An 18,834-nucleotide genomic window follows, 5' to 3' on the forward strand; every position below is an offset into this window, starting at 1 on the left:
GACGACGCCAACGCTCGCGGGACCGCGACGACGCGCCGGTCGCCCGCGAGTACACAACGATGTTGGACAGGAAATCGCTGCGCACACTCGGCGTCGCACTCGTAGTGCTCACCTCGGTCGCGGCCGCTGGCCCGCTGGTCGCCAGCGCGGCGACCGACGGAGACATCACCGCCGACCCGGCGACGACAGGGTCCGACGCGACGCACTCGGTCAGCGTCACCGTCGACGGTGACGCCGCCGGGAGCTCCTGGAACTCGCTCGTCGTCGACTACGGCGACGGCGGTGCCGACGTCTCGAACGTCGGCCAGGGCGACCTCGTCGCCGTCGGCATCGACCGCGGCGACGACAGCGACGGCACGACCGTCGACGAGTCGGTCGCCTCGGACGTGAGCAGCGTCAGCGCCAGCGACGACGGCTCGACGCTGACGGTCGGCTTCGGTGGGAACTACCAGCTCCAGCAGGGCGACGAACTCGTGGTCGTCTACGAGGGCGCCCAGAACCCCGGCTCCGCTGGCGACTCCCAGGTCGAGCTGACGGTCAACGAGCAGAGCGCCGCCACGTCGGCGAGCGCGACCCTCTCCGTCGAGGCAGCCGACGACGGTGCTGACGACGGCACCGACGACGGTGCTGAAGATGGTACCGACGACGGTGCTGAAGATGGTACCGACGACGGTGCTGACGACGGCACCGACGACGAGACCGACTGCGAGTGCGTCGGTGCGTCGGTCGCGTTCGACGCGCAGACCTCGAACGGGTCGACCGTCACCGTGGACGAAGTCACGCTCTCCGAGGGCGGCTTCGTCGCCATCTACGACGAGAGCGGCGACCTCGTCGGGCACTCGGCGTACCTCTCCCCGGGCACACACGAGGACGTCACCGTCTCGCTCGACGAGGAGCTGAGCGGTGACGCCACCCTTGACGCCACGGCGCACTGCGACACCGACGGCGACGAGGAGTTCGACGAGGACTGCGACGAGTCCTACACCGACGACGGTGACGTCGTCTCGGACGCCGCCGAGGTCGACGTGACCGAGGAGTGTTGACTTCCGGCCGTCGGCCGTAGCTGACTTCCACCCGCGGTAGCCGGTGGCTCCCAGCCGTGGGAGCCACCGGCCCGCACCGCCGCCGACCGGCCCGTGCGCTCGCGTTCTGCAGACGCGTGTGCCGCCGCCAGTCTCGACGCCAGTCTCGCGGACGGCGTCGGAGCGGAGGTTTCACGGTGCCACCGGCTCACCGACCGGTATGCGAACCACCACGGCGGACGCGGACTCGCCGCGCGCGGCGCGGCTCTCGGGCGCCGCGGCGGTCGTCGTCTCGGTCGGGAGCATCCTGCTGGCGACGGCGCTGTCGTCGACGTTCACGTGGCCGGGGAGCGCGCTCTCGGACCTCGGCGTCGAGACCGGCGTCGCGTGGCTGTTCAACGGGGGCCTCCTGTCCGGTGCGCTGCTCGCAGCGCCGTACGCGTGGGCGCTCTACCGCGTCGACACGGCACTCGCGGCCCGCGTGCGCGCCGCCGCGTTCGCCGCGGCCGCGGTCGGAATGGCCGGCGTGGGCCTGTTCCCCCTCGGTCACGCGCTGCACGTGCCCGCCGCGGTCGCGTTCTTCGCGTCGGCGACGGCGACGCTGCTGGCGGACGGCGCCGCCAGACGCCGGACGCGACGCGGTCGCGTCGCGCTCGCGAGCGGCGTCCTCACGCCGCTGGCGTGGCCCGCGTGGGCGGCCGCCGGGCCCGGAGACGGCATCGCCGTCCCGGAGTTCGTCGGCGTCGTGCTGTTCGGCGCGTGGGTGCTCGCTCTCAGTCCGGTGCGGCCGCTCGACGCCGGACCGTGAACGCGAACCGGCCGCGAGGCAGCCATGTTCGGGACGCGTCGAGCGGCCACCGTGCTCGGACCGCCTCCGAGCGAGGCTGCTGCTCGCACTCCCGTCGGGTGGCGGCCCGAGAGCGCGGTGTCCACGCGGACACCCGCGACTTATCTCCGTGGAGCGCCAACTCCGGTCGATGCCACCGACGGGCGGCGACCCCCTCTCTCCCGCCGAACGCGCCGAGTACGCCGCGCTCAGGGGCGCCGAGTCGCTCGCGGACCTCGTCGCCGTCACCGGCGCGGCCGACGAACACGACGCGTACTTCGCCGCGAAGGACGCCCACCGCGACCTCGCCGCGCGCGCCGGCCGCGGTCCCGGGTCGGCGGGCGGCCTCCCCGGCCGCCGCGTCGTCCTCGACGGCGCCGACTTCTGGGTGCACGGCGTCACGCACGCCGACACGGACGCCGAACGCGACTTCCTCCGGGACCACGTCCACCGGATTCTCGACGGCGACGCCGTCGTGTACGCCGAGCAGGGCGTCCGACCGATGTACTTCCGGGACGTCGACGGCGTCTGCGCGATGGACGACTACGCGTGGGCGACCCGGCGCTGCGCGGCCATGGACTGCGACTCCCACGTCGACCTGCCGGACGGCGCCTTCGAGGGCGTCCGGGAGGACGTCGCGTCGCTGGCGGCGCGCTTCCGGGAGGCCGCGTTCTCCCTCGTCGACGCCGGCAGCAGCGTCTACGGCGAGGCGTTCGAGGCGGCGCTCGGCGACCTCGCGACGTCGTTTCTCACCAGCCACGAGGACGCCGCGACGGGCCGGGACTTCGCGTCGTTCAAGCGCTCGGCGCGGGCCGCCCGCGACCCCTCGCGGCTCGCCGCCCTCCAGGCGTACTACGAGCGCGCGTTCCTCCCCCAGCCGGTCGAACGCGAGTGGCTGCGCCGCCACGACCCGGAACTGGAGGTCGTCACGCACGCCCGCAACGAGCGGATGGCCGACTACGCCGTCTACCACCACGACAGCGCCGCCAGCGTCCACCTCGTCGTCGGCGCCGCCCACCAGCCCGGGGTCGCGTACTACCTCCGCGAGCACGCGGCGGGCGACCGCTCGGCGGACGGCTTCGAGCTCGCACGGTAGCCGACCGGCGACGCACCGACGGGAGCCCGCCCCGGGCTCCCGGCCGTCGCGGCCGAAACCCGGCCGCATATTACCCGCCTCGTCCTAGCGGCGAGCATGTACGACCGGATTCTCGTGCCGACGGACGGCAGCGACGCGATGACGCGCGTCTACGAGCACGCCGCCGACATCGCGGCGCGACGGGACGCGACCGTCCACGCGCTGTACGTAGTCGACGACCGCGCGTTCCTCACGCTCGACGAGGAGATGACCGACGAGGCGCTCGGCCAGCTGCGCGGAGACGGCCGGCGCGCGCTCGACGACGCCGCCGCGACGTTCGAGGACGCCGGCGTCGCCGTCGAGACGGCGCTGCGGCGCGGCAGCCCCGGCGAGGAGATCCTCGACTACGCGGCCGAGGCGGGCGTCGACCTCGTGGCGATGGGCACGCGGTGCGGCGAGTTCGAGAAGTCGATGCTCGGGAGCGTCTCCCGGGAGGTCGTCGGCTCCGCCGACGTCCCCGTGCTGACGGTGTCGCTGGCGGACGAGTCCTAACCCCGGCTCGCACGGGTACTCCGGCTCGCACTGATACGGCGCGACGCGCTGGCACTGATACGGTGTGACGCGCTGGCACTGATACGGTGTGACGCGCTGGCACTGATACGGTGTGACGCGCTGGCACTGATACGGCGTGACGCGCTGGCACTGATACGGCGTGACGCGCTGGCACTGATACGGCGTGACGCCCGAGTCGCCGCTCGCGAACCTAGTTGGTCGGCGCGGTCGGCGCTCGTAGCGGTGGTGCGTCAGCGCTCGCGGAGCCGGCAAATCGCCGCCCGTGGAGCCGGCGCGCCGGCGCTGGCGCTGTGGGGTCGCGGCGACGCGAGAACGGTCCGCGGGTCAGTTGATGTGGCCTTCCTCGCGCAGCTGGTCGGCGTCCTGCTCGTCGTAGCGCCACTCGATGTTGGCCTTCTCGTCCTGCCAGTCCCAGGGCTCGACGAGGACGACGTCGCCCTCGTTGATCCAGGTCCGGTACTTCATGCGGCCGGGGATGCGCCCCATCCGGTTCTCGCCGTCTTCGCACTGCACGCGAACGTGGTTCCCGCCGTTGTGCTCGGTCACGACGGCGAAAAGCTCGTCTCCGTTGGGCATTCGCAGGTTGCGACGCCCGGATTCTTCACTCACACCAGCCCTACGACCGGCGCACGTTTAAGTTGCAGGTGAGCCGCGGTAACACGCCGCTCGGGCGGCGCCGTCGGACGGTCCCGCCGTCGGCGTGGACCGCCTCAGTAGTCCTCGCGCGGCCGGACGCTGCCGACGGTCGCCTCCGGGTCGTCCTCGAGGTCGTCGGTGTACACGACGCCGACGTCGGCGTCCGGGCCGAGCGTCACGCTGTCCGCGACGACCGTCTCCGCGTCCACCGCGTCGAGGGCCGCCGTCTCGGCTTCGACGGTCCCCACCTCGAAGACGGGGTCGTCGCGCCCGAGCAGTTTCCGCCCGAGCGAGGACCCGCCGCTGCCGCGGTGCACCGACGCGTCCGTCGCGCGCACGCTGTCGGCCTCGCTGCGGTCGCCGACCGCGAACTCGAACGACCGCGCGCGCACCTCGCCGGCGCGCAGAGTGCCACTGGCCGCGAACACGTCCGCGTTCACGTCCCCGAACTTCCCGGTGCCGTCGACGCCGAGGTCGGTGACGTCGGTGAGGCCGCCGACCTTCACGGTGCCGTCGAAGAAGGCGTCCGCCGCGACGACGCTGCCCGAGACCTTCGCGGTGCCGTCGACTTCCACGTCGTGGCCGTCGAGGTTGCCGCCGACCTTCAGCGTGCCGTCGGCCGTGAACTCGCTGCCGCTGGCGTCGCCGCCGACCTTCGTCGTGCCGTCGATCTCGACGCGGTCGGCGGTGACGTCGCTGCGGAACTTCGCGGTGCCGTCGACGCCGACGGCCTCGCCGCGCACGCCGCCCTCGACTTTCGCGGTGCCGTCCACGTCGAGCGTGCCGACGTCGACCCGGCCGCCGACCTTCGCGGTGCCGTTGACGGTGGCCGTCGTCGCGAGGACGTCGCCGCTGACCTTCCCCGTGCCGTTGACTTCGAACGTCTCGCAGTCGACGCTGTCGTACGTGCCGGCGCCGTTGACCGTGACCGCGTCGCCGGAGGTTGTGTCGCCCATGTGACTACCACCGGCGGCACACCACATGAATCTTACCCTCGATGTGAGTCGAGTGTGAGCCGATACGCACATTTATTGTACTGGGGGGCGTTCGTGGCGAGTGTGAGCAGACAGATCCGCATCTCCATCGACGACGACGAGGTCTTCGAGCGCCTCAAGCGCCGGAAGGACGCCCTCGACCTCTCCTGGGAGGACGCGCTCCGCCGCGGCCTCCGGGACAGCCCCGAGCCGCCGCGCGCGCCCAGCCAGCCCGCCGACGCGCGCGACGGCCACCGGGCCTCGCGGACGGGCCGCGACCGCCAGCGCGCGGACCGCGGCGACCGCCGCGAACCCGACCGCGACTACCGCCGCGAGCGCGACCGCCGCGAGCGCGAGGAGCCGTCCCCCTTCGACCCCGACTTCGGCCAGCGCGTCGCCGAGCGCGTGCTCTCCTCGGTCTCGGACTCCCTCGGCGGCGCCGGCGGCACGCTCGACGACGAGATCGACCGCCTCGAGGACGCCGAGGACGCCGTGCTCGTGCTCGGCGACGACGAGAGCGAGCGCGTGCCGCTGCGCGTCGCGCTCCACACCGGCCCCGGCGGCCTGGACGTCGAGGTCGTCGCCGTGCGCTCCGGGAAGGGCACCGAGGACATGAACCGGTTCGCGGACGGCGCGCGCGCGGACGTCGCGCGCCGGTTCGCCGAGGGCGACACCGCCACGCTCGAACTCGACTCGGGCGGCGAGACCTACGACGTCCGCCCCGAACTGTCGTGGTCGCGCGGGCCCGACGGCACGCCGACGGTCACCGACGTCGCCGTCCGCGAGGTCGTCTTCGCGGAGTGACGATGCTCCAGATCCGCTGTGCGGCCGGTCGCGGCGACCGCCGCGAACCCGTCCTGAGCCGCGAGGGCGACCGCGCCGGGACCGTCGTCGACCGCGAGGACGGCGCGCGGTACGTCGCCGTCGCCCCGGACGCCCCCGCGCACGTCTGTGACGCCCTCGATTGCGAGCCCGGCGCCGACCGCGTCCCGCTCCCCGACGCGCTCGTCGCCGCGGACGGCGACGCCGTCCGGCTCGTGGTCTGACCGGTCGCCCCGGACGCGTGCCGGTGTCGAAACGCAGATACGGCGGTGCGCCGACCGACTGAACGAACCGTGCACTCGCCGTCCGCCCGAGTCGCCGCGTCCGCCGACCGCCCACCGGTCCGGAGGGCCGCCTGATGGTCGACGTCCTCGGCATCTTCCTCGGGGCGGTCGGCCCGACGGTGGCCATCGCCGCGGTCGGCTACGCGCTGTCCGCGTTCCGCGGCGTCGACCCCCGCCCCCTGAACACCGTCGTGGTCTACGTGTTCGCGCCGGCGCTCGTGTTCCACAGCCTCGCCGTCTCCGAGTTCGGCGCGGCGACGCTGGTCCGGCTCGCGGTCGCCGTCGTCGCGTTCACGCTCGCGATGTGGGTCGTCGCCGAGGGGTTCGGGCGCGCCGTCGGCGAGCGCGAGCCGCTGTTGAGCGCGCTCGTGCTCGTCGCCATCTTCTCGAACGCCGGCAACCTCGGCATCCCCGTCTCGGACTTCGCGTTCGGCCCGGTCGGCCGCCAGACCGCGGTCGTCTTCCTCTCCGTGCAGTCCGTGCTCGTCTACACCGTCGGCGTGTACGCGGCCTCCCGCAGCGGGGGCGACGCCGGGCGCTCCGGCGTGCGGCGCGTCTTCTCGCTGCCGCTCGTGTACGCCGTCGCCGCCGCGCTCGCCGCGCGCGCGCTCGGCGTCGTCCCCGACCCCGCGTCCGCGAGCATGGAGGCGGTCCAGCTCGTCGGCGACGCCTCCATCCCCGTGATGCTGCTCGTGCTCGGCATCCAGCTCGCGCGCACCGACACCGGCGCCGCCGTCTCGGAGTCCGCCAGCGCGACCGCGCTCCGGCTCGGCGTCGCGCCCGTCGTCGCTGTCGGCGTCGCGTTCGCCGTCGGCTTCCAGTCGCCGACCGTGGCGCGCGTGTTCGTCCTCGAGGCCGCGATGCCGGCCGCCGTCACGCCCGTCATCCTCGTCACGGAGTTCGCCGCCGACGCCCGCACGGGCGCCGTCACCGTCCCCGAGTACGTCGCGACGTGCGTGCTCGTCACCACGCTGCTCGGCGTCCCCTACCTCACCGCGCTCATCGCCGTCCTGCAGTCCGGCGCCGTCGTGTAGTCGGGCGGCACCGCACGCGCCGTCTCCGTCAGGCGTGGCCGCTGCTGGTCACCTGGAGGCCGGCGATGCCGGCGACGATGAGGAGGATGAAGCCGGCCCGCGCCAGCGACACCGGCTCGTCGAAGAGGTAGACGCCGAGAATCGCCGTCGACACCGCCCCGATGCCCGTCCAGACCGCGTACGCCGTCCCCACGGGCAGCGTCTGCACGGCCTGCGCGAGCAGGTAGACGGAGACGGCCATCGCCGCCAGCGTCACCGCGGACGCAGCGGGCTCGCTGAAGCCGTCCGTGTACGCCAGCCCGATGGCCCAGACGGCCTCGAACAGTCCCGCGACGAGTAGCACCAGCCACGCAGACATTGTCGGTCCGTCACGCGCCAGCGCCCTGAACGCGTCGGTCGAGGCAGTCCCGTGAGACGGTCAGTTCGTCGTGACGATCTCGACGACGTCCCGGGGTTCGAGTTCGTGGTCGGCCGCGATCTGGCGGTTCGCGCGGCAGTCCTTGGCGTGCAGGAAGCCGTCGCCGACGTCGCTGTGGACGCGGTACGCGAACTCCTCGGCGGTCGCGCCCTCGGGCAGCAAGAAGACGTCCGGGAGCACGCGGCCGTCGGTCGTCCCGAGGCCGTTCGCCGACCCCGGGAAGACGGGGACGACGCCGAGTTCGTCGAACAGCGCCGCCTCGAGGGCTCGCTGGACGCCCGTGCCGCCGTACGCCTCGAGGAACTCGCGGATGGACTCGAGGCCCGCCGCCTGCTCGTCGCCGACGTCGCCCGTGACCTCGAAGTCGTCGTCGCCGGGCGTGTACTCGACGACGCCCTCCCGGCTCGCCGCCTTCAGCGCCTGCTCGGCGTGCGCGCTCGCCGGCACGAACGTCACGTCGTCGTACTCGGGGTCGCTCGCGATCTCCTCGTAGTTCGCCTGCGCTTCCGGCGTGTCCATCTTGTTCGCGACGACGACCATCGGCTTCGTGCGCTTGCGGATCTCGCGGGCCAGTTCGAGGCGGTCCGCGGCCTCCCACGCGTCCGGGTCGAGGTCGAGGTCCAGGGACAGGATCACCTGCTTGATCTCCTCGTCGCTCGTGCGGAACGCGCTCATCTGCTCGGCGAGCTCCGCCTCGATTTCGGCCTCGACCACGTGCTGGGACTCGTAGCGCTCGATGCCCTTCTCCAGGACGTCGAGGTACCACTGGTCGAGTTCCTCCTCGAGGAAGTCGACGTCCTCGCGGGGGTCGTGGCCCGCCGTCGCTTCGCCCTCGAGGTCGGTCGTCCCGGAGAAGTCGACGACGTGCACGAGCACGTCCGCCTCGTTCAGGTCCGTGAGGAACTGGTTGCCCAGGCCCTTGCCCTCGTGGGCGCCCGGGATGAGGCCCGCGACGTCCACGAGCTTCGTCGGGACGAACCGCGTGCCGTCCTCGCAGAACCCCGTCGAGGGGGTGCAGGTCTCGCCGAACTCCGGCGCCGCGCAGTCCACGCGCACGTACGCCTCGCCGACGGAGGGGTCGATGGTCGTGAACGGGTACGCGCCCTCCGGCACGTCGTTGTCCGTCGCCGCGTTGAAAAGCGTGGACTTCCCCACCGAGGGCTTGCCCACGAGGCCGATGCGGTAGCTCATTACCCGTCCCAGCGGTGCGCCGAACAAACGTATTGCTACCTCGCCGCCGTCTGCGAGTCGTTCACACGCCCGCGACGTCGCGGAGGTCGTACAGCGACTGGAGTTCGTACTCGGGGTCGACGGTGAGGTCGTAGTCGGCGCGGTGGTCCCGCCGGAGGAACGCCGCGTCCGTGCCGGCGTTCCGCGCCGCCTCGACGTCGCTCTGGCTGTCGCCGACGAACAGCGCGCGTTCGGGGTCGACGCCGAGGTCCGCGAGCGCGCAATCGAGGTAGTGGCTGTCGGGCTTCTTCTTCCGGAGGCTCGCGGGCTCCATCTCGCGGCCGTAGTACGCGCCGAAGTGCTCGCGGATGCCGTGGACGTCGAGGATCTCCTCGATGGTGCGGTGCTGGTTCGTCGAGACGATGCCCCGCCGCACGTCGAGTTCCGGGACCGCGCCGTAGTCGTCGTACAGCGGCTTCCGGCCGCGCTCGAGGTCCGCGACCTGCGTCTCGCTGAACGCCTCGTCGCGGGCGCGCCACAGGGCGGCGGCGTCGAGGCCGTACGCGTCCGCCGCGGTCCGGAGGTCGTCGGGCGTCACGTGGAGGTGGATGGCGTCGACGTGCGCCGGGTCGGGGTCGGCGACGCCCACGCGCTCGAAGGCCTCGACGGTCGCGTCCCGGAGGACGTCGCGGGGCGTCGGGTGCGTGAGCACGCCGTCGTTGTCGAAGACCACTGCGTCGTAGGGCACGCACGGGGGTTCGTGGAAGCCCACCAAAACCGTTTCGCGGCCGCGTCAGATGCCGCCGCGCGCCCGGTCGAGCGGCGACTGCGAGGCCGACCGGTCGCCGCCGACGTCGAAGTCGACGTTCTCGAAGTACGCCGGCGGCTCGCCCGTGGTCGCGTACTCGTAGAGCGCGACCTTCGCGACGCCGTTCAGCGTCGCGCCGACGACGAACGCCACGACGGCGAGGGGAAGCCCCACCGCGGCGGCGGCGCCGACGCTCCCGGTCGCCGCGAACGCGAGGCCGGCGACGACCGCGACGGCGAGGAACAGCGCGGCGTGCACGAATCCGAGGCCGAACTCCGCGCCCAGCGACTCGCCCCACGTCTCCCGCACGATGTCGACGCTCCGGCCGAACACGCCGCGGATGTCCTCGTCCTCGAAGACGGCGACCGGCACGACGAAGTACGTCACGACCGCCCACGAGACGCTCAGGAGTGCGCCCGCGAGGACCGCGCCGAGGCTCTCCGACTCCTGGAGGGCGCGCACGACGAGCCCGACGGCCGTGCTCACGACCGCCCACGCGAACAGCGTGGACCTGTGCCGCCACGCCGCGCGCAGGCCGTCGCGGACGGTCGGGTCGCGTCCCTCCATGATCTCCCTGGTCGCGAACATCAGGCCGGCGGTGAACAGCACGGCGACGAAGGACGCGCCCACGTAGCCGACGGCCGCGCCCGCGAGCACGACCGCGTCGGACGCGCCGGCGAGCGCGGCCAGCGGCAGCAGTCCGAGCGCGCCGCCGAACGCCAGCAGGAAGAACGCGACGCCGGCGGCGCCCGCGACGAGCGGGAACCACAGCAAGTGGGGGTGGTCGCGGAGGAGCGAGACGCTGTCCCGTGCGAGCGTGATACCGGTCCAGAGGCGGCGTCGCAGACCCATCGTGGGTGAGGGTTCGGCGCCATCACTCAAGAAGTCTCGTCCGCGTTCGCAGCCCCGGCGAGGCCGCCCGCCGTCGCGGCCCGCGACGCGGCCAGCGACAGCCCTTAATCCGCCGACGCCGATGGACGTCACATGAAGCGACGCGCGTTCCTCGCCGCGGGCGCGACCGGGACGCTGGCGGCGACCGCCGGCTGCACGAGCCTGTTCGGGTCCTCCGGGAGTTCGGCGCCGGTCCACCACCCCGGGAACCTCGAGACGTCGTTCCACCCGAACAAGCCGCTCCCCGAGGACGACGACCCCGCGGACGGCTACCCGCCCGCGCGCGAGGACCCCCCGGGCGAGCGGTCGGTAGACCCCTCGACGTTCCCCACGACGTCGACGAACGGCGAGACGATCCGGCTCGCGCCCATCGAGGTGACGCGGTACTGGCACCGGCGCGGCGAGGCCCGGTTCGTGGACGCGCGCGGCCGCAAGTTCTACGAGGAGGCCCACGTCTACGGCGCGGTGAACAGCCCCGCCCAGGAGGGGTCGACGGGCGGCGGCATCGACGGCTGGGACGAGGCGGGCCGCGTGGTCTGTTACTGCGGCTGTCCGCACCACCTCTCGTCGATTCGCGCGAGCGCGCTCCAGCAGGCCGGCTTCTCGGACGTCTACGTCATCGACGAGGGGTTCGGGCCGTGGGCCCGCAACGGCTACGCGATGGGCGGCACGACGTTCGAGGACCCCCAGGAGGCGGTCATCGAGGGCGAGGTCGCCGCCTCGTACGCGGGCGAGTACGCGTGGGCGTCCCACGACCCCTCGGGCCAGCAGGAGGCCGCGCCGATCCGCGAGGACGGCTCGTTCGAACTCGCGTTCAAGTTCTACGACCTCGGGCCGGACGCGCCCATCCGCGTCTCCACGCCCGCCTTCGAGGTGACGAAGCCCCTGGCGGACGTCACCGCGACCGTCCTGACGGGGTAACGCGCGGCGGGCCCGGTCTCGGGGCGCCGGGAGTTTTACGCGACGCCGCACCGACTGGTGCGTATGGGCACGACCGTAGCCGTGACTGGCGCGTCGGGCGGCATCGGCGAGGCGGTGGCGCGAGCGTTCGCGGCCGAGGGCGCGACCGTGGTCGTCGGCGGCCGCGACAGGGACGCCGTCGACGCGCTCGCCGACGACGTCGGCGGCGAGTCGCTGCGCGTGGACGTCCGCGACGAGTTCGAGGTCGAGCGGTTCATGGAGCGCGCGTCGCGGGCGGGCGACGCCTCGGGCGTCGACGTCGTCGTCCCGTGCGCGGCGGTCTACCACGGCGACGCGGGCGAGACGCGCCTCGGCGAGGAGTCGTACAGCGCGTTCGACGACACGGTGCGGACGAACGTCCGCGGCGTCTTCGCCGCCGTGCGCGAGGCGCTCCCCCACATGGACGAGTCGGGGCGCGTGCTCGTGCCGACCGGGAGCGTCGCGCGCGAGGCCGAACCCGGGTTCGGCGCGTACGCCGTCTCGAAGGCCGCCGCGGAGGGCGTCGCGCGCCAGTTCGCGGCGGACTGCGAGCAGGCGGTCGGCTGCGTCGACCCGGGCGCGGTCGACACCGGCCTCCACGGCCTGGGCGGGCGCGACCCCGGCGCGGTCGCGAGCCTGTTCACGTGGGCGGCGTCGGTCCCCGGGGAACTGGACGGCGCGGTGCTGGACCTCGCGGACTGGAAGCGCGCGACCGCGTGAGCGGTCCGGGCGCGGTCGGCGCCGACGCACTCGTCCGGCAGTGACGTCGACGCCGGGGGGAACCGACGGACTGTTAACGCATCGGGGTCTGTTATTAACCAATGTCTGTCAGTGAGTCCGTCGCGCTCGCGCGGACGCGGACGTCGCGGCTCGGCGCCGCGAGCCTGCTCGCGTTCGTCGCGCTGTCGGCGTACGTCCTCCTCGCGGGGTCGGCGCCGAAGCTCCTCGGCATCGCCTGGGTGGCGTTCGCCGCCATGGCCGGCGCCGCCGTCCTCGGCGCGCGCGCGAACACCGAACACCCCACGGGCCTCGTCTGGGGGTACGGCCTCGCCAGCGGCGCGATGATCGCCTCCGCCGCCGCGTTCCTCCTCCCGCAGGCCATCGGCTACGCCGCCAAGCCCGGCGGCTTCGGCGTCGCCGCCGGCATCCTCGTCGGCTTCGGCGCGCACACCGTCGGCCACCTGCTCACGCACCGCGACCTCCCCCTCGACCGCACCACCGCCGAGCTGTCCGCGCACTCGCTGGCCGCCGGCTCCATCATCGGCGTCGTCTACACCGCGATGCCCGACCTCGGGCCCCTGCTCGGCCTCGCCATCGTCTCCCACAAGGGACCGGCGGGCTACGCCGCCGCGCGGCGCCTCGCCGCCAGGGACCGCTCCCCGATGATGCTGCTGCTCCCGGCCGCCGGCGTCGGCATCGCCGCGCTCGCGGTCACCGTCGTCTCCGTCCCCACGGACGCGACGGTCCGCGCCGTCGTCTTCGGATTCGCGGCGGGCATCTTCCTGCACGTCGCCATGGACTTCCTCCCCGAGTGCGAGACCGGCAGCGAGGTCCACGCCGCCGCCACTCGCGGCGACCACGCGGACGAACACGACCACGCGCTCCTCGACGAACTCCGCGTGCACGCCGTCGGCTCCACCCTGCTCGGCGGCGTCGCCGTCGCGGCCGCGTGGCTGCTCTTGCAGTAACCGCCGCCCGTCCCTTTCACTCTCCTCCTGGCGGTTCACTTACGAAAGATAGTACGTCGGTCGGTTCGCCAGTAGCCGTATGGCTCCCACTCGCAGGCAGTTCCTCCTCACAGCCACGGGCGCCCTCACCGCACTCGCCGGCTGTTCGGCGTTCTCCGACCCGGAGCGACCCATCCTGGTCGCGGTGGACAACTACTCCGACTCACCCCACCAGGGCAGCGTCCTCGTCGAAACGGACGGCACGGAACTCGTCCACCAGTACGTAGAGGTCGGGCCCGCCGAACCGGACGGGTGGACGACGGTGGAGACGAAACTCGACCCCGGTGACCTGCCCAGTGGAACCCCCCTCGACGTGACAGCGTCGTTCGGCGACGGCTTGCGAGCGACCGGCCAGCACGCGCTCGATTGCACTCCCGAGTACAGCGGCCGCGCCATATACGTCCAGATAGAGCACGAGACGCCCGTCAACGTTCGATTGAACCTCGCCTGTTACGACGACTTCCCCTCGAACGAAGCCGAACAAGGTGGAATCGATCAACCCTAGCAGACGCCGTCCGCGCGAGCACCTGTCAGGTCGACCGTCGCAGGTCCCGGGCCCGGAACCGAGTACATCCGCCGACGGCGACGACTGACAGCGCCTCCGCTCACGCGTCGCCGCCGAACCGCGCCGCCTCGTAGGCCCGCCCGCGCAGTTCGAACCGACCCACGTCGGCGTCGTGCCCGACCGCGCCGTCGACGGCGTACTCGTCGGCCCGCACCTCGACGCGCTCGACGCCGTCCTCGAACGCCGCCAGCGCGTTCCGGAGCGCGCCGCCGCCGCCCGCGAACCCGCCCGCGCTCGCCGCCATCACCTGCTCGGGGAGCAGTCGCTCGTCGGCGCTCTCCGCGCGCGAGACCACGAGAGTCGCGTCCGGCGGATGTTCGCCGTCGCCCCACCGCGGCGTCGTCACGGTCGCGGTCGACCCGTCGACCTCGACGCTGGCGTCCTCGGTCGGCACGACCTCCACCGGGTCGCCGACGAGTTCGACGAGCGCCGCGCTCTCGTCCTCGGGGTGGCCGTAGCCCGCGACCACCGCGTACTCGCCGCCGCCGAGGAACCCCTGGGTGAGGCCGCCGCGGCAGCCCGCGCCGCCGCAGCCGCTCCCGCAGGGCACCGCCTCGCCGTTGAACGCGCGCAGCGTCCAGTCCATCCGGGCACCCGGATGCAGCACGCGGCAGTCCGAGAGGTGGGCCCGGGGCGCCACGTGGAACCACTCGCCGGCCACGAGCTTGTGGACGTTCCAGTGCCCGCACTGCGCGGCCTCGCGGCCGTGGTTCACCACCTCGAACTGCACCGCGCCGTCCAACTCGACGCGCTCGCGGGACGGCGCGAGGTAGACCGCCGTGTCGGCGGCGGCGTCGTGGAACCACTGGACGGACGCGTCCTCGGACGGCGCCGGCACCGACCGCCCGGAGAACCGCGACTCGCGCGTCGGCCCGGGCTCGTCCGCGTTCCAGACCGCGACGCGCGCCGTCTCGTCGCGGCCGCGGAACTCGTAGGTGCCGGTCGGCCGGCCGTCCATCTCCGGTTCGCCGACGAGCACGTACTCCAGGCGCACGCGCTCGCCCGGGTCGAGCCGGCGACGCGCCGGCATCCACGGCCCGACGTCGACGACGCGCCAGAACCCGGATTCGTCGCGGACGACCTCGGGCACGGTCTCCGCGAGGTCGTTGTTCGCGGTGGGGGCGGCGTGCAGTCGCGCGCCGTGGTCGAAGCAGCGCGGCTGCCGGGTGTGCGTCCGCCCGACCACCGGAATCCACTCGACTTCGAAGGTGTTCGCGTAGTCGTTGGCGTTCTCCAGCCAGCCGCGCAGCCGCGGCGGGTGGTCGGCCGTCCCGGTGCGGTCGAACCACAGCGACACGTGCGCGCCGTCGTCCGTGTGCATGCCCGTCGGCGCGAACGCGTACGTCCGCGGCCCGGTCTCCAGGTCGACGACGCTGGCGTACCCCGCCGGTTCCCCCGACGGCACCTCGTCGTCGGTGGTCGTGCCCGCGTCGGTAGTCCCGTCGTCGTCGGTCGGTCGCGTGGTCGTCGCGTCCTCGCCGGTGCTGCTCGCACACCCGGCGAGGGCGGCGGTCGTCGTCGCCGCCAGCGACGACAGGAGAGCTCGCCTGCGCATACCCGAACGTCCGGCGGCGCGGTAAAGGGCTTTCTGTGGACTCACACCGCCGTCGAAGTCCCGCAGCGCGGTCAGTCGCTCCGGCTCGCCGCGACCTGCTCGGCGTACCACGCGACGTACTCCGGCACGTCCTCGTGGGCGAGCAGGTCGTCGTGGGACAGCCAGAACGCGTCCGCGACCTCCTCTGGGTCCCGGGGTTCGGGGTCGCCGGACTCGTACTCGCAGCGCGCCACCACGTTCAGGCACTCCGTGCCCTCGTCGGCGACGAACGCGTTGCTGCAGACGTACTGGACGTCGCCGACCTCGACGCCGACCTCCTCGCGGACCTCGCGGCGCGCGGTCGCCTCGATGGGGTCCACACCCTCGGTCTGCTCGACTTTGCCGCCCGGGAACGCCAGTTCGCCGGCCGCGTGCGCCTCCTCGCGGCTGCGCTCGACGACCACGTACTCGTCGCCGCGGACCACTGCCGCGTCGACGTTCACGACGTACGCGTACTCGTCCATGCGACCCGGTCACCGCGCGCCGCCCTGAATCTTCCGCAGGTGTGCTACGCGTACTCCCGCCAGCGCGCGCCGCACTCCGTGCACTTGAAGAACCGCGTCGGCGGCTCGTCCGCGCTCCCGGTCTGCTTGATGGTGTACCACGCGGTGTCGTTGTCGCACTCCGGGCACGGCTCCTCGGCGGTCGGCTTCCCCTCGAAGTTCGCGTCCTCGCTGGACTCGACGACGTCGCTGGTGTCCTGCTCGGCGGTCGTGACGAACTCTCCGCTGTCCTCGCTGGCGGCGGTCGCGCCACACGACTGGCAGACCATCTCGCCGTCCTGCTTGTGCATCATCGACCCGCACTCGTCGCAGAACTGCATGCTCGACGTTACCCGTCGTCGGGTGAAAAGTCACTCGCCTCCCGCCGGTCGCGCGCCGCGACGACCGGACAGTCGACCACGCGGAAGTGGTCGGTGTCTACCTCCGCGTCGATGCTCGTCCCCTCGTGCGTGCACGCCGTCTCCGGCGGGTCCGCGAAGTGCGGGCAGCCGTGACAGAGCCGCTTCTCCACGACGGTCACCGACCGGTCGTCGCCGGTCCCCGTCGCGGCAGCGTCCCCCGTCCCCTCGTCGGGCACGGCCTCCCCGGGACCGACCGACGGCGTCTGCGCGGCCGCCGAGAGCTCCGACCACACCGACTCCTCGTCGACGTCGCCGACGTCCATCTCCCTGAACAGCTCGGCGGCGTCGTCCGCGGCCGCCGCGTCCGCCTCCTCGCGTCGCCGCTCGACGTCCTCGCGGAGGTCCGAGAGGGGCGCGCGCGCCTCGTCTCCCGCTCGCTGGCCGTCGCGGTCGCGCCGCTGGCGGTCCTCGCCCGCGTCCTCACCCATCGCGCTCACCGTCCGCGTCGGCCGCGTCGGTCCGCTCGCGAGTCCCAGACCCGCCGCCGGCGTCCTCCGCCGGGGCCGCGTCGCGCGTCGGCGGCTCGTCCGGGGCCGCGTCGTCGAGTGCGTCGCCGTCGAGGACCTCAGCGGCGAGGTCGTCGTCGAACGCCTCGTCGTCGAACGGCTGACCGTCGAGGCCCCCGGCACCGAGGTTCTCGTCGTCGAACGCGTCCTCGACGAACGCCTCGTCCTCGAACGCGTCCTCCGCGCCGTCATTCGACGGCGACGCCGCGTCCATCGCGTCCTCGTCCGTCGCGACGGCGGTCTCGCCGCCCGCGGCGTGGTTCCCGTCCTCGCCGTCGACCATCGCCTCGAGGGTGTCGGCGTCCGCGCCCAGCCAGTCCTCGACCTCGCCCGCCTCCGGCTGGTCGCCCGACGTCAACGCCGGCGCCGACCCCGTCAGCAGGGTGTGCGAGCCGAACCAGCCCTCGTTGGCGTCCACGTCCTCGAAGGCGGCGCCGCAGGCCGGGCACTCCGGGGCCGTCAACAGGCTCACGGTGGTCTCGCTGCCGCAGGCCTCGCAGTCCGCCACGCGCACGTTCTCCCGGTTCGCGCGCTGCTTCAGGCGCTCGGTGCGCTCGCGGCGCGCGTTCGCCGCCGCCACCGCGCCCACCGACTCCCGCATCGCCAGCACCGCCGTCGCCAGCGCCGTCACCTTCCCGTCCAGGTCGTCGGTCTCGTCCCGCAGGTACGTCAACACCTCCTCGAAGTTCTCGAAGCCCGCGTCGAGGCGCTCCGAGAGCCGCCCCAGGCGCCCGGCGACGGCCCCCACTTCCGCCTGCGCGTCCTCGGCGGCGGCGAGCGCGTCGGCGACCCGCTCGTCGAGTTCCGGGTGGTCGTGGTCCGCGGGCGCCTTCGCGTCCGCCTCCCGCTTCACCTGGATGACGCGCTCGCGGACGTCCTCGAGTTTCGCCGCGAACTCCTCGTCGACGTCGGCCACGTCGCCCTCGAGGTCCGCGCGCAGCGACGCCAGCTCCGACTCGAGGTCGGTCTCGGTGACCACGTCCCCCACCGGGTCCGCCGCGTCCGCCCCCGCCTGCGCCGCCCGGTACGCGGCGACGACGCGCGTCAGGAACTCGTCAGTGGAGAGGTCCTGCTCGGCGGCCCGCTCGGCGACCCACGCCGCGGCCGGCCCCTCCAGCGTCGCGCTCTCGACACCGTCCGACGAGCCGTCGGCCATTCACCCGGTCTTGGCGCCCCGCTGTCTTAATCGTTCGGCCGTCTGAGGGGTCGGCCGGCGGCCCGCCGCCTACCGGATCTTGCGGACGTCCGAGACGTCGAAGCCGCCGTCGTGGACCTCCGTCTCGAACTGCACGATGTCCTCTTCCTCGAGGCGGCCGAGCACGCCGCGGAACTCCCGGACGTACATCGTCCGCACGCGCTCGTTCCCGCCGCGCTCCCACGCGAACCGCATCGTCCCGTCCACGGAGGTCATCAGGCTCCCGAACTCCTCGTCGGTCACCGCGTCCTGGGTCAGGTGCAACAGGATCAGGCCGTCCCAGCCGCGTGCGGCCTTCCGCAGGCCCTTCAGCGTCGTCACGACGTCGCCGAACGTCATGTCCTTGTGCTCGGTGGCGATGAGGTCGGTCAGCGAGTCGACGACCACGAGGCTCCCGGACGCGTGCTCGTCGAGGTAGTCCGCGAACGCCTCCAGGACGTCCCGCCGGTCGTTGTCGGTGTGCCCGAGGTCGCGGATGGAGCGGTGTTCGCCCGCGTACCACTCGCGGGGCACCGGGCTCAACTGGAAGTACTCCGGTGAGAGGTCCGCGAACGTCAACGCGTCCAGTCCGGCGTCGACGATCTCCTCGTCCATCGTGAACGCGATCTCGCGGCGCAGCTCCTCGCCGTCGGCCGTGAACGACACGTAGTGGATGTCCTCGGGCGGCACCGCGTCCCCGTGGAGGTCGCCGTAGTGGAGCTCGAAGAGGTCCCGGTCGGCCTCGTGGAGGCCGTTCATCACGGCGCTCGTGTACAGGAACTCGCGGGCGCCGGCGCCCGCCTCCCCGGACAGCAAGACGACGCTGCCCTCGGGCGCGCCGCCCCCGATGCGGCCGTCCAGCCGCGAGACGCCGAACGGAATCGTCGCCATA

General features: G+C 73.1%; 23 protein-coding genes. 11 read left to right on the forward strand and 12 right to left on the reverse strand.

The features are described from left to right. The first annotated feature begins 59 nt into the window (after positions 1–59). From U5911_RS08045 to U5911_RS08060, 4 genes are all read left to right on the forward strand, one after another. The gene (locus U5911_RS08045; RefSeq protein ID WP_336036467.1) at positions 60–1,043 is read left to right on the forward strand and encodes a DUF7282 domain-containing protein; all 984 of its coding nucleotides are present in this window, start codon (positions 60–62) and stop codon (positions 1,041–1,043) included. Between the two features lie 199 nt (positions 1,044–1,242). Then, entirely contained in the window at positions 1,243–1,830 is a 588-nt protein-coding gene (locus U5911_RS08050; protein WP_336036468.1) for a DUF998 domain-containing protein, read from the forward strand. A 169-nt stretch (positions 1,831–1,999) separates the two neighbouring features. Further along, positions 2,000–2,944, forward strand: coding sequence for a hypothetical protein (locus U5911_RS08055; protein ID WP_336036469.1), 945 nt, complete (start codon positions 2,000–2,002; stop codon positions 2,942–2,944). A 96-nt stretch (positions 2,945–3,040) separates the two neighbouring features. Further along, the gene (locus tag U5911_RS08060) at positions 3,041–3,475 is read left to right on the forward strand and encodes a universal stress protein (RefSeq protein ID WP_336036471.1); all 435 of its coding nucleotides are present in this window, start codon (positions 3,041–3,043) and stop codon (positions 3,473–3,475) included. A 345-nt stretch (positions 3,476–3,820) separates the two neighbouring features. Here the strand turns inward: U5911_RS08060 and U5911_RS08065 are convergent, their stop codons facing one another. Both U5911_RS08065 and U5911_RS08070 read right to left on the reverse strand, forming a co-directional pair. After that, on the reverse strand, positions 3,821–4,105 hold the full coding sequence (locus U5911_RS08065; RefSeq protein WP_336036472.1) for a translation initiation factor eIF-1A: 285 nt from the start codon (positions 4,103–4,105) through the stop codon (positions 3,821–3,823). A gap of 101 nt (positions 4,106–4,206) precedes the next feature. Continuing rightward, positions 4,207–5,088, reverse strand: a complete 882-nt coding sequence (locus U5911_RS08070) for a hypothetical protein (RefSeq protein WP_336036474.1) — start codon at positions 5,086–5,088, stop codon at positions 4,207–4,209. Between the two features lie 102 nt (positions 5,089–5,190). On the opposite strand from U5911_RS08070, the gene U5911_RS08075 reads away from it, so the two are divergent. From U5911_RS08075 to U5911_RS08085, 3 genes are all read left to right on the forward strand, one after another. After that, complete coding sequence (locus U5911_RS08075) at positions 5,191–5,910, forward strand: hypothetical protein (RefSeq protein WP_336036476.1); 720 nt, start codon at positions 5,191–5,193, stop codon at positions 5,908–5,910. Positions 5,911–5,912: 2 nt separating this feature from the next. Then, on the forward strand, positions 5,913–6,152 hold the full coding sequence (locus tag U5911_RS08080) for a hypothetical protein (RefSeq protein WP_336036477.1): 240 nt from the start codon (positions 5,913–5,915) through the stop codon (positions 6,150–6,152). Positions 6,153–6,286: 134 nt separating this feature from the next. Continuing rightward, positions 6,287–7,246 (forward strand): AEC family transporter, encoded by a 960-nt coding sequence (locus U5911_RS08085; RefSeq protein WP_336036478.1) that lies wholly within the window; start codon positions 6,287–6,289, stop codon positions 7,244–7,246. A 28-nt stretch (positions 7,247–7,274) separates the two neighbouring features. Here U5911_RS08085 and U5911_RS08090 read toward each other — a convergent pair whose 3' ends face one another. From U5911_RS08090 to U5911_RS08105, 4 genes are all read right to left on the reverse strand, one after another. Beyond that, the gene (locus U5911_RS08090; protein WP_336036480.1) at positions 7,275–7,604 is read right to left on the reverse strand and encodes a DMT family transporter; all 330 of its coding nucleotides are present in this window, start codon (positions 7,602–7,604) and stop codon (positions 7,275–7,277) included. Positions 7,605–7,664: 60 nt separating this feature from the next. Beyond that, a complete protein-coding gene (locus U5911_RS08095) occupies positions 7,665–8,855 on the reverse strand; it encodes a redox-regulated ATPase YchF (RefSeq protein ID WP_336036481.1) in 1,191 nt (396 codons plus the stop codon). Positions 8,856–8,916: 61 nt separating this feature from the next. Further along, positions 8,917–9,582, reverse strand: a complete 666-nt coding sequence (locus U5911_RS08100) for an HAD family hydrolase (RefSeq protein WP_336036483.1) — start codon at positions 9,580–9,582, stop codon at positions 8,917–8,919. A gap of 45 nt (positions 9,583–9,627) precedes the next feature. Next, a complete protein-coding gene (locus U5911_RS08105) occupies positions 9,628–10,494 on the reverse strand; it encodes a DUF6159 family protein (RefSeq protein ID WP_336036484.1) in 867 nt (288 codons plus the stop codon). 132 nt (positions 10,495–10,626) lie between these two features. On the opposite strand from U5911_RS08105, the gene U5911_RS08110 reads away from it, so the two are divergent. From U5911_RS08110 to U5911_RS08125, 4 genes are all read left to right on the forward strand, one after another. After that, positions 10,627–11,454, forward strand: a complete 828-nt coding sequence (locus U5911_RS08110; RefSeq protein WP_336036486.1) for a rhodanese-like domain-containing protein — start codon at positions 10,627–10,629, stop codon at positions 11,452–11,454. A gap of 63 nt (positions 11,455–11,517) precedes the next feature. Continuing rightward, the gene (locus tag U5911_RS08115; RefSeq protein WP_336036487.1) at positions 11,518–12,192 is read left to right on the forward strand and encodes an SDR family oxidoreductase; all 675 of its coding nucleotides are present in this window, start codon (positions 11,518–11,520) and stop codon (positions 12,190–12,192) included. 101 nt (positions 12,193–12,293) lie between these two features. Next, a complete protein-coding gene (locus tag U5911_RS08120; RefSeq protein WP_336036489.1) occupies positions 12,294–13,160 on the forward strand; it encodes a ZIP family metal transporter in 867 nt (288 codons plus the stop codon). Positions 13,161–13,239: 79 nt separating this feature from the next. Next, positions 13,240–13,704 (forward strand): twin-arginine translocation signal domain-containing protein, encoded by a 465-nt coding sequence (locus U5911_RS08125; protein WP_336036491.1) that lies wholly within the window; start codon positions 13,240–13,242, stop codon positions 13,702–13,704. A gap of 100 nt (positions 13,705–13,804) precedes the next feature. Here U5911_RS08125 and U5911_RS08130 read toward each other — a convergent pair whose 3' ends face one another. The 6 genes from U5911_RS08130 to U5911_RS08155 form a co-directional block, all read right to left on the reverse strand. After that, complete coding sequence (locus tag U5911_RS08130; RefSeq protein WP_336036492.1) at positions 13,805–15,319, reverse strand: hypothetical protein; 1,515 nt, start codon at positions 15,317–15,319, stop codon at positions 13,805–13,807. A gap of 71 nt (positions 15,320–15,390) precedes the next feature. Beyond that, positions 15,391–15,822 carry an NUDIX domain-containing protein gene (locus U5911_RS08135; protein ID WP_336036493.1) on the reverse strand — a complete coding sequence of 144 codons (432 nt, stop codon included), beginning with the start codon at positions 15,820–15,822 and terminating at the stop codon, positions 15,391–15,393. A gap of 44 nt (positions 15,823–15,866) precedes the next feature. Further along, positions 15,867–16,181 (reverse strand): transcription factor S, encoded by a 315-nt coding sequence (locus U5911_RS08140; RefSeq protein ID WP_336036494.1) that lies wholly within the window; start codon positions 16,179–16,181, stop codon positions 15,867–15,869. Positions 16,182–16,189: 8 nt separating this feature from the next. Continuing rightward, complete coding sequence (locus tag U5911_RS08145) at positions 16,190–16,690, reverse strand: DUF8135 domain-containing protein (RefSeq protein WP_336036495.1); 501 nt, start codon at positions 16,688–16,690, stop codon at positions 16,190–16,192. Next, complete coding sequence (locus U5911_RS08150; protein WP_336036496.1) at positions 16,683–17,924, reverse strand: hypothetical protein; 1,242 nt, start codon at positions 17,922–17,924, stop codon at positions 16,683–16,685. Before U5911_RS08150 ends, U5911_RS08145 begins: the two co-directional genes overlap by 8 nt. Positions 17,925–17,993: 69 nt before the next feature. Then, positions 17,994–18,833 (reverse strand): RAD55 family ATPase, encoded by an 840-nt coding sequence (locus tag U5911_RS08155; RefSeq protein ID WP_336036497.1) that lies wholly within the window; start codon positions 18,831–18,833, stop codon positions 17,994–17,996. Position 18,834 lies beyond the last annotated feature (1 nt).

Source organism: Halobacterium yunchengense (assembly GCF_037031165.1).
Lineage (GTDB): Archaea > Halobacteriota > Halobacteria > Halobacteriales > Halobacteriaceae > Halobacterium > Halobacterium yunchengense.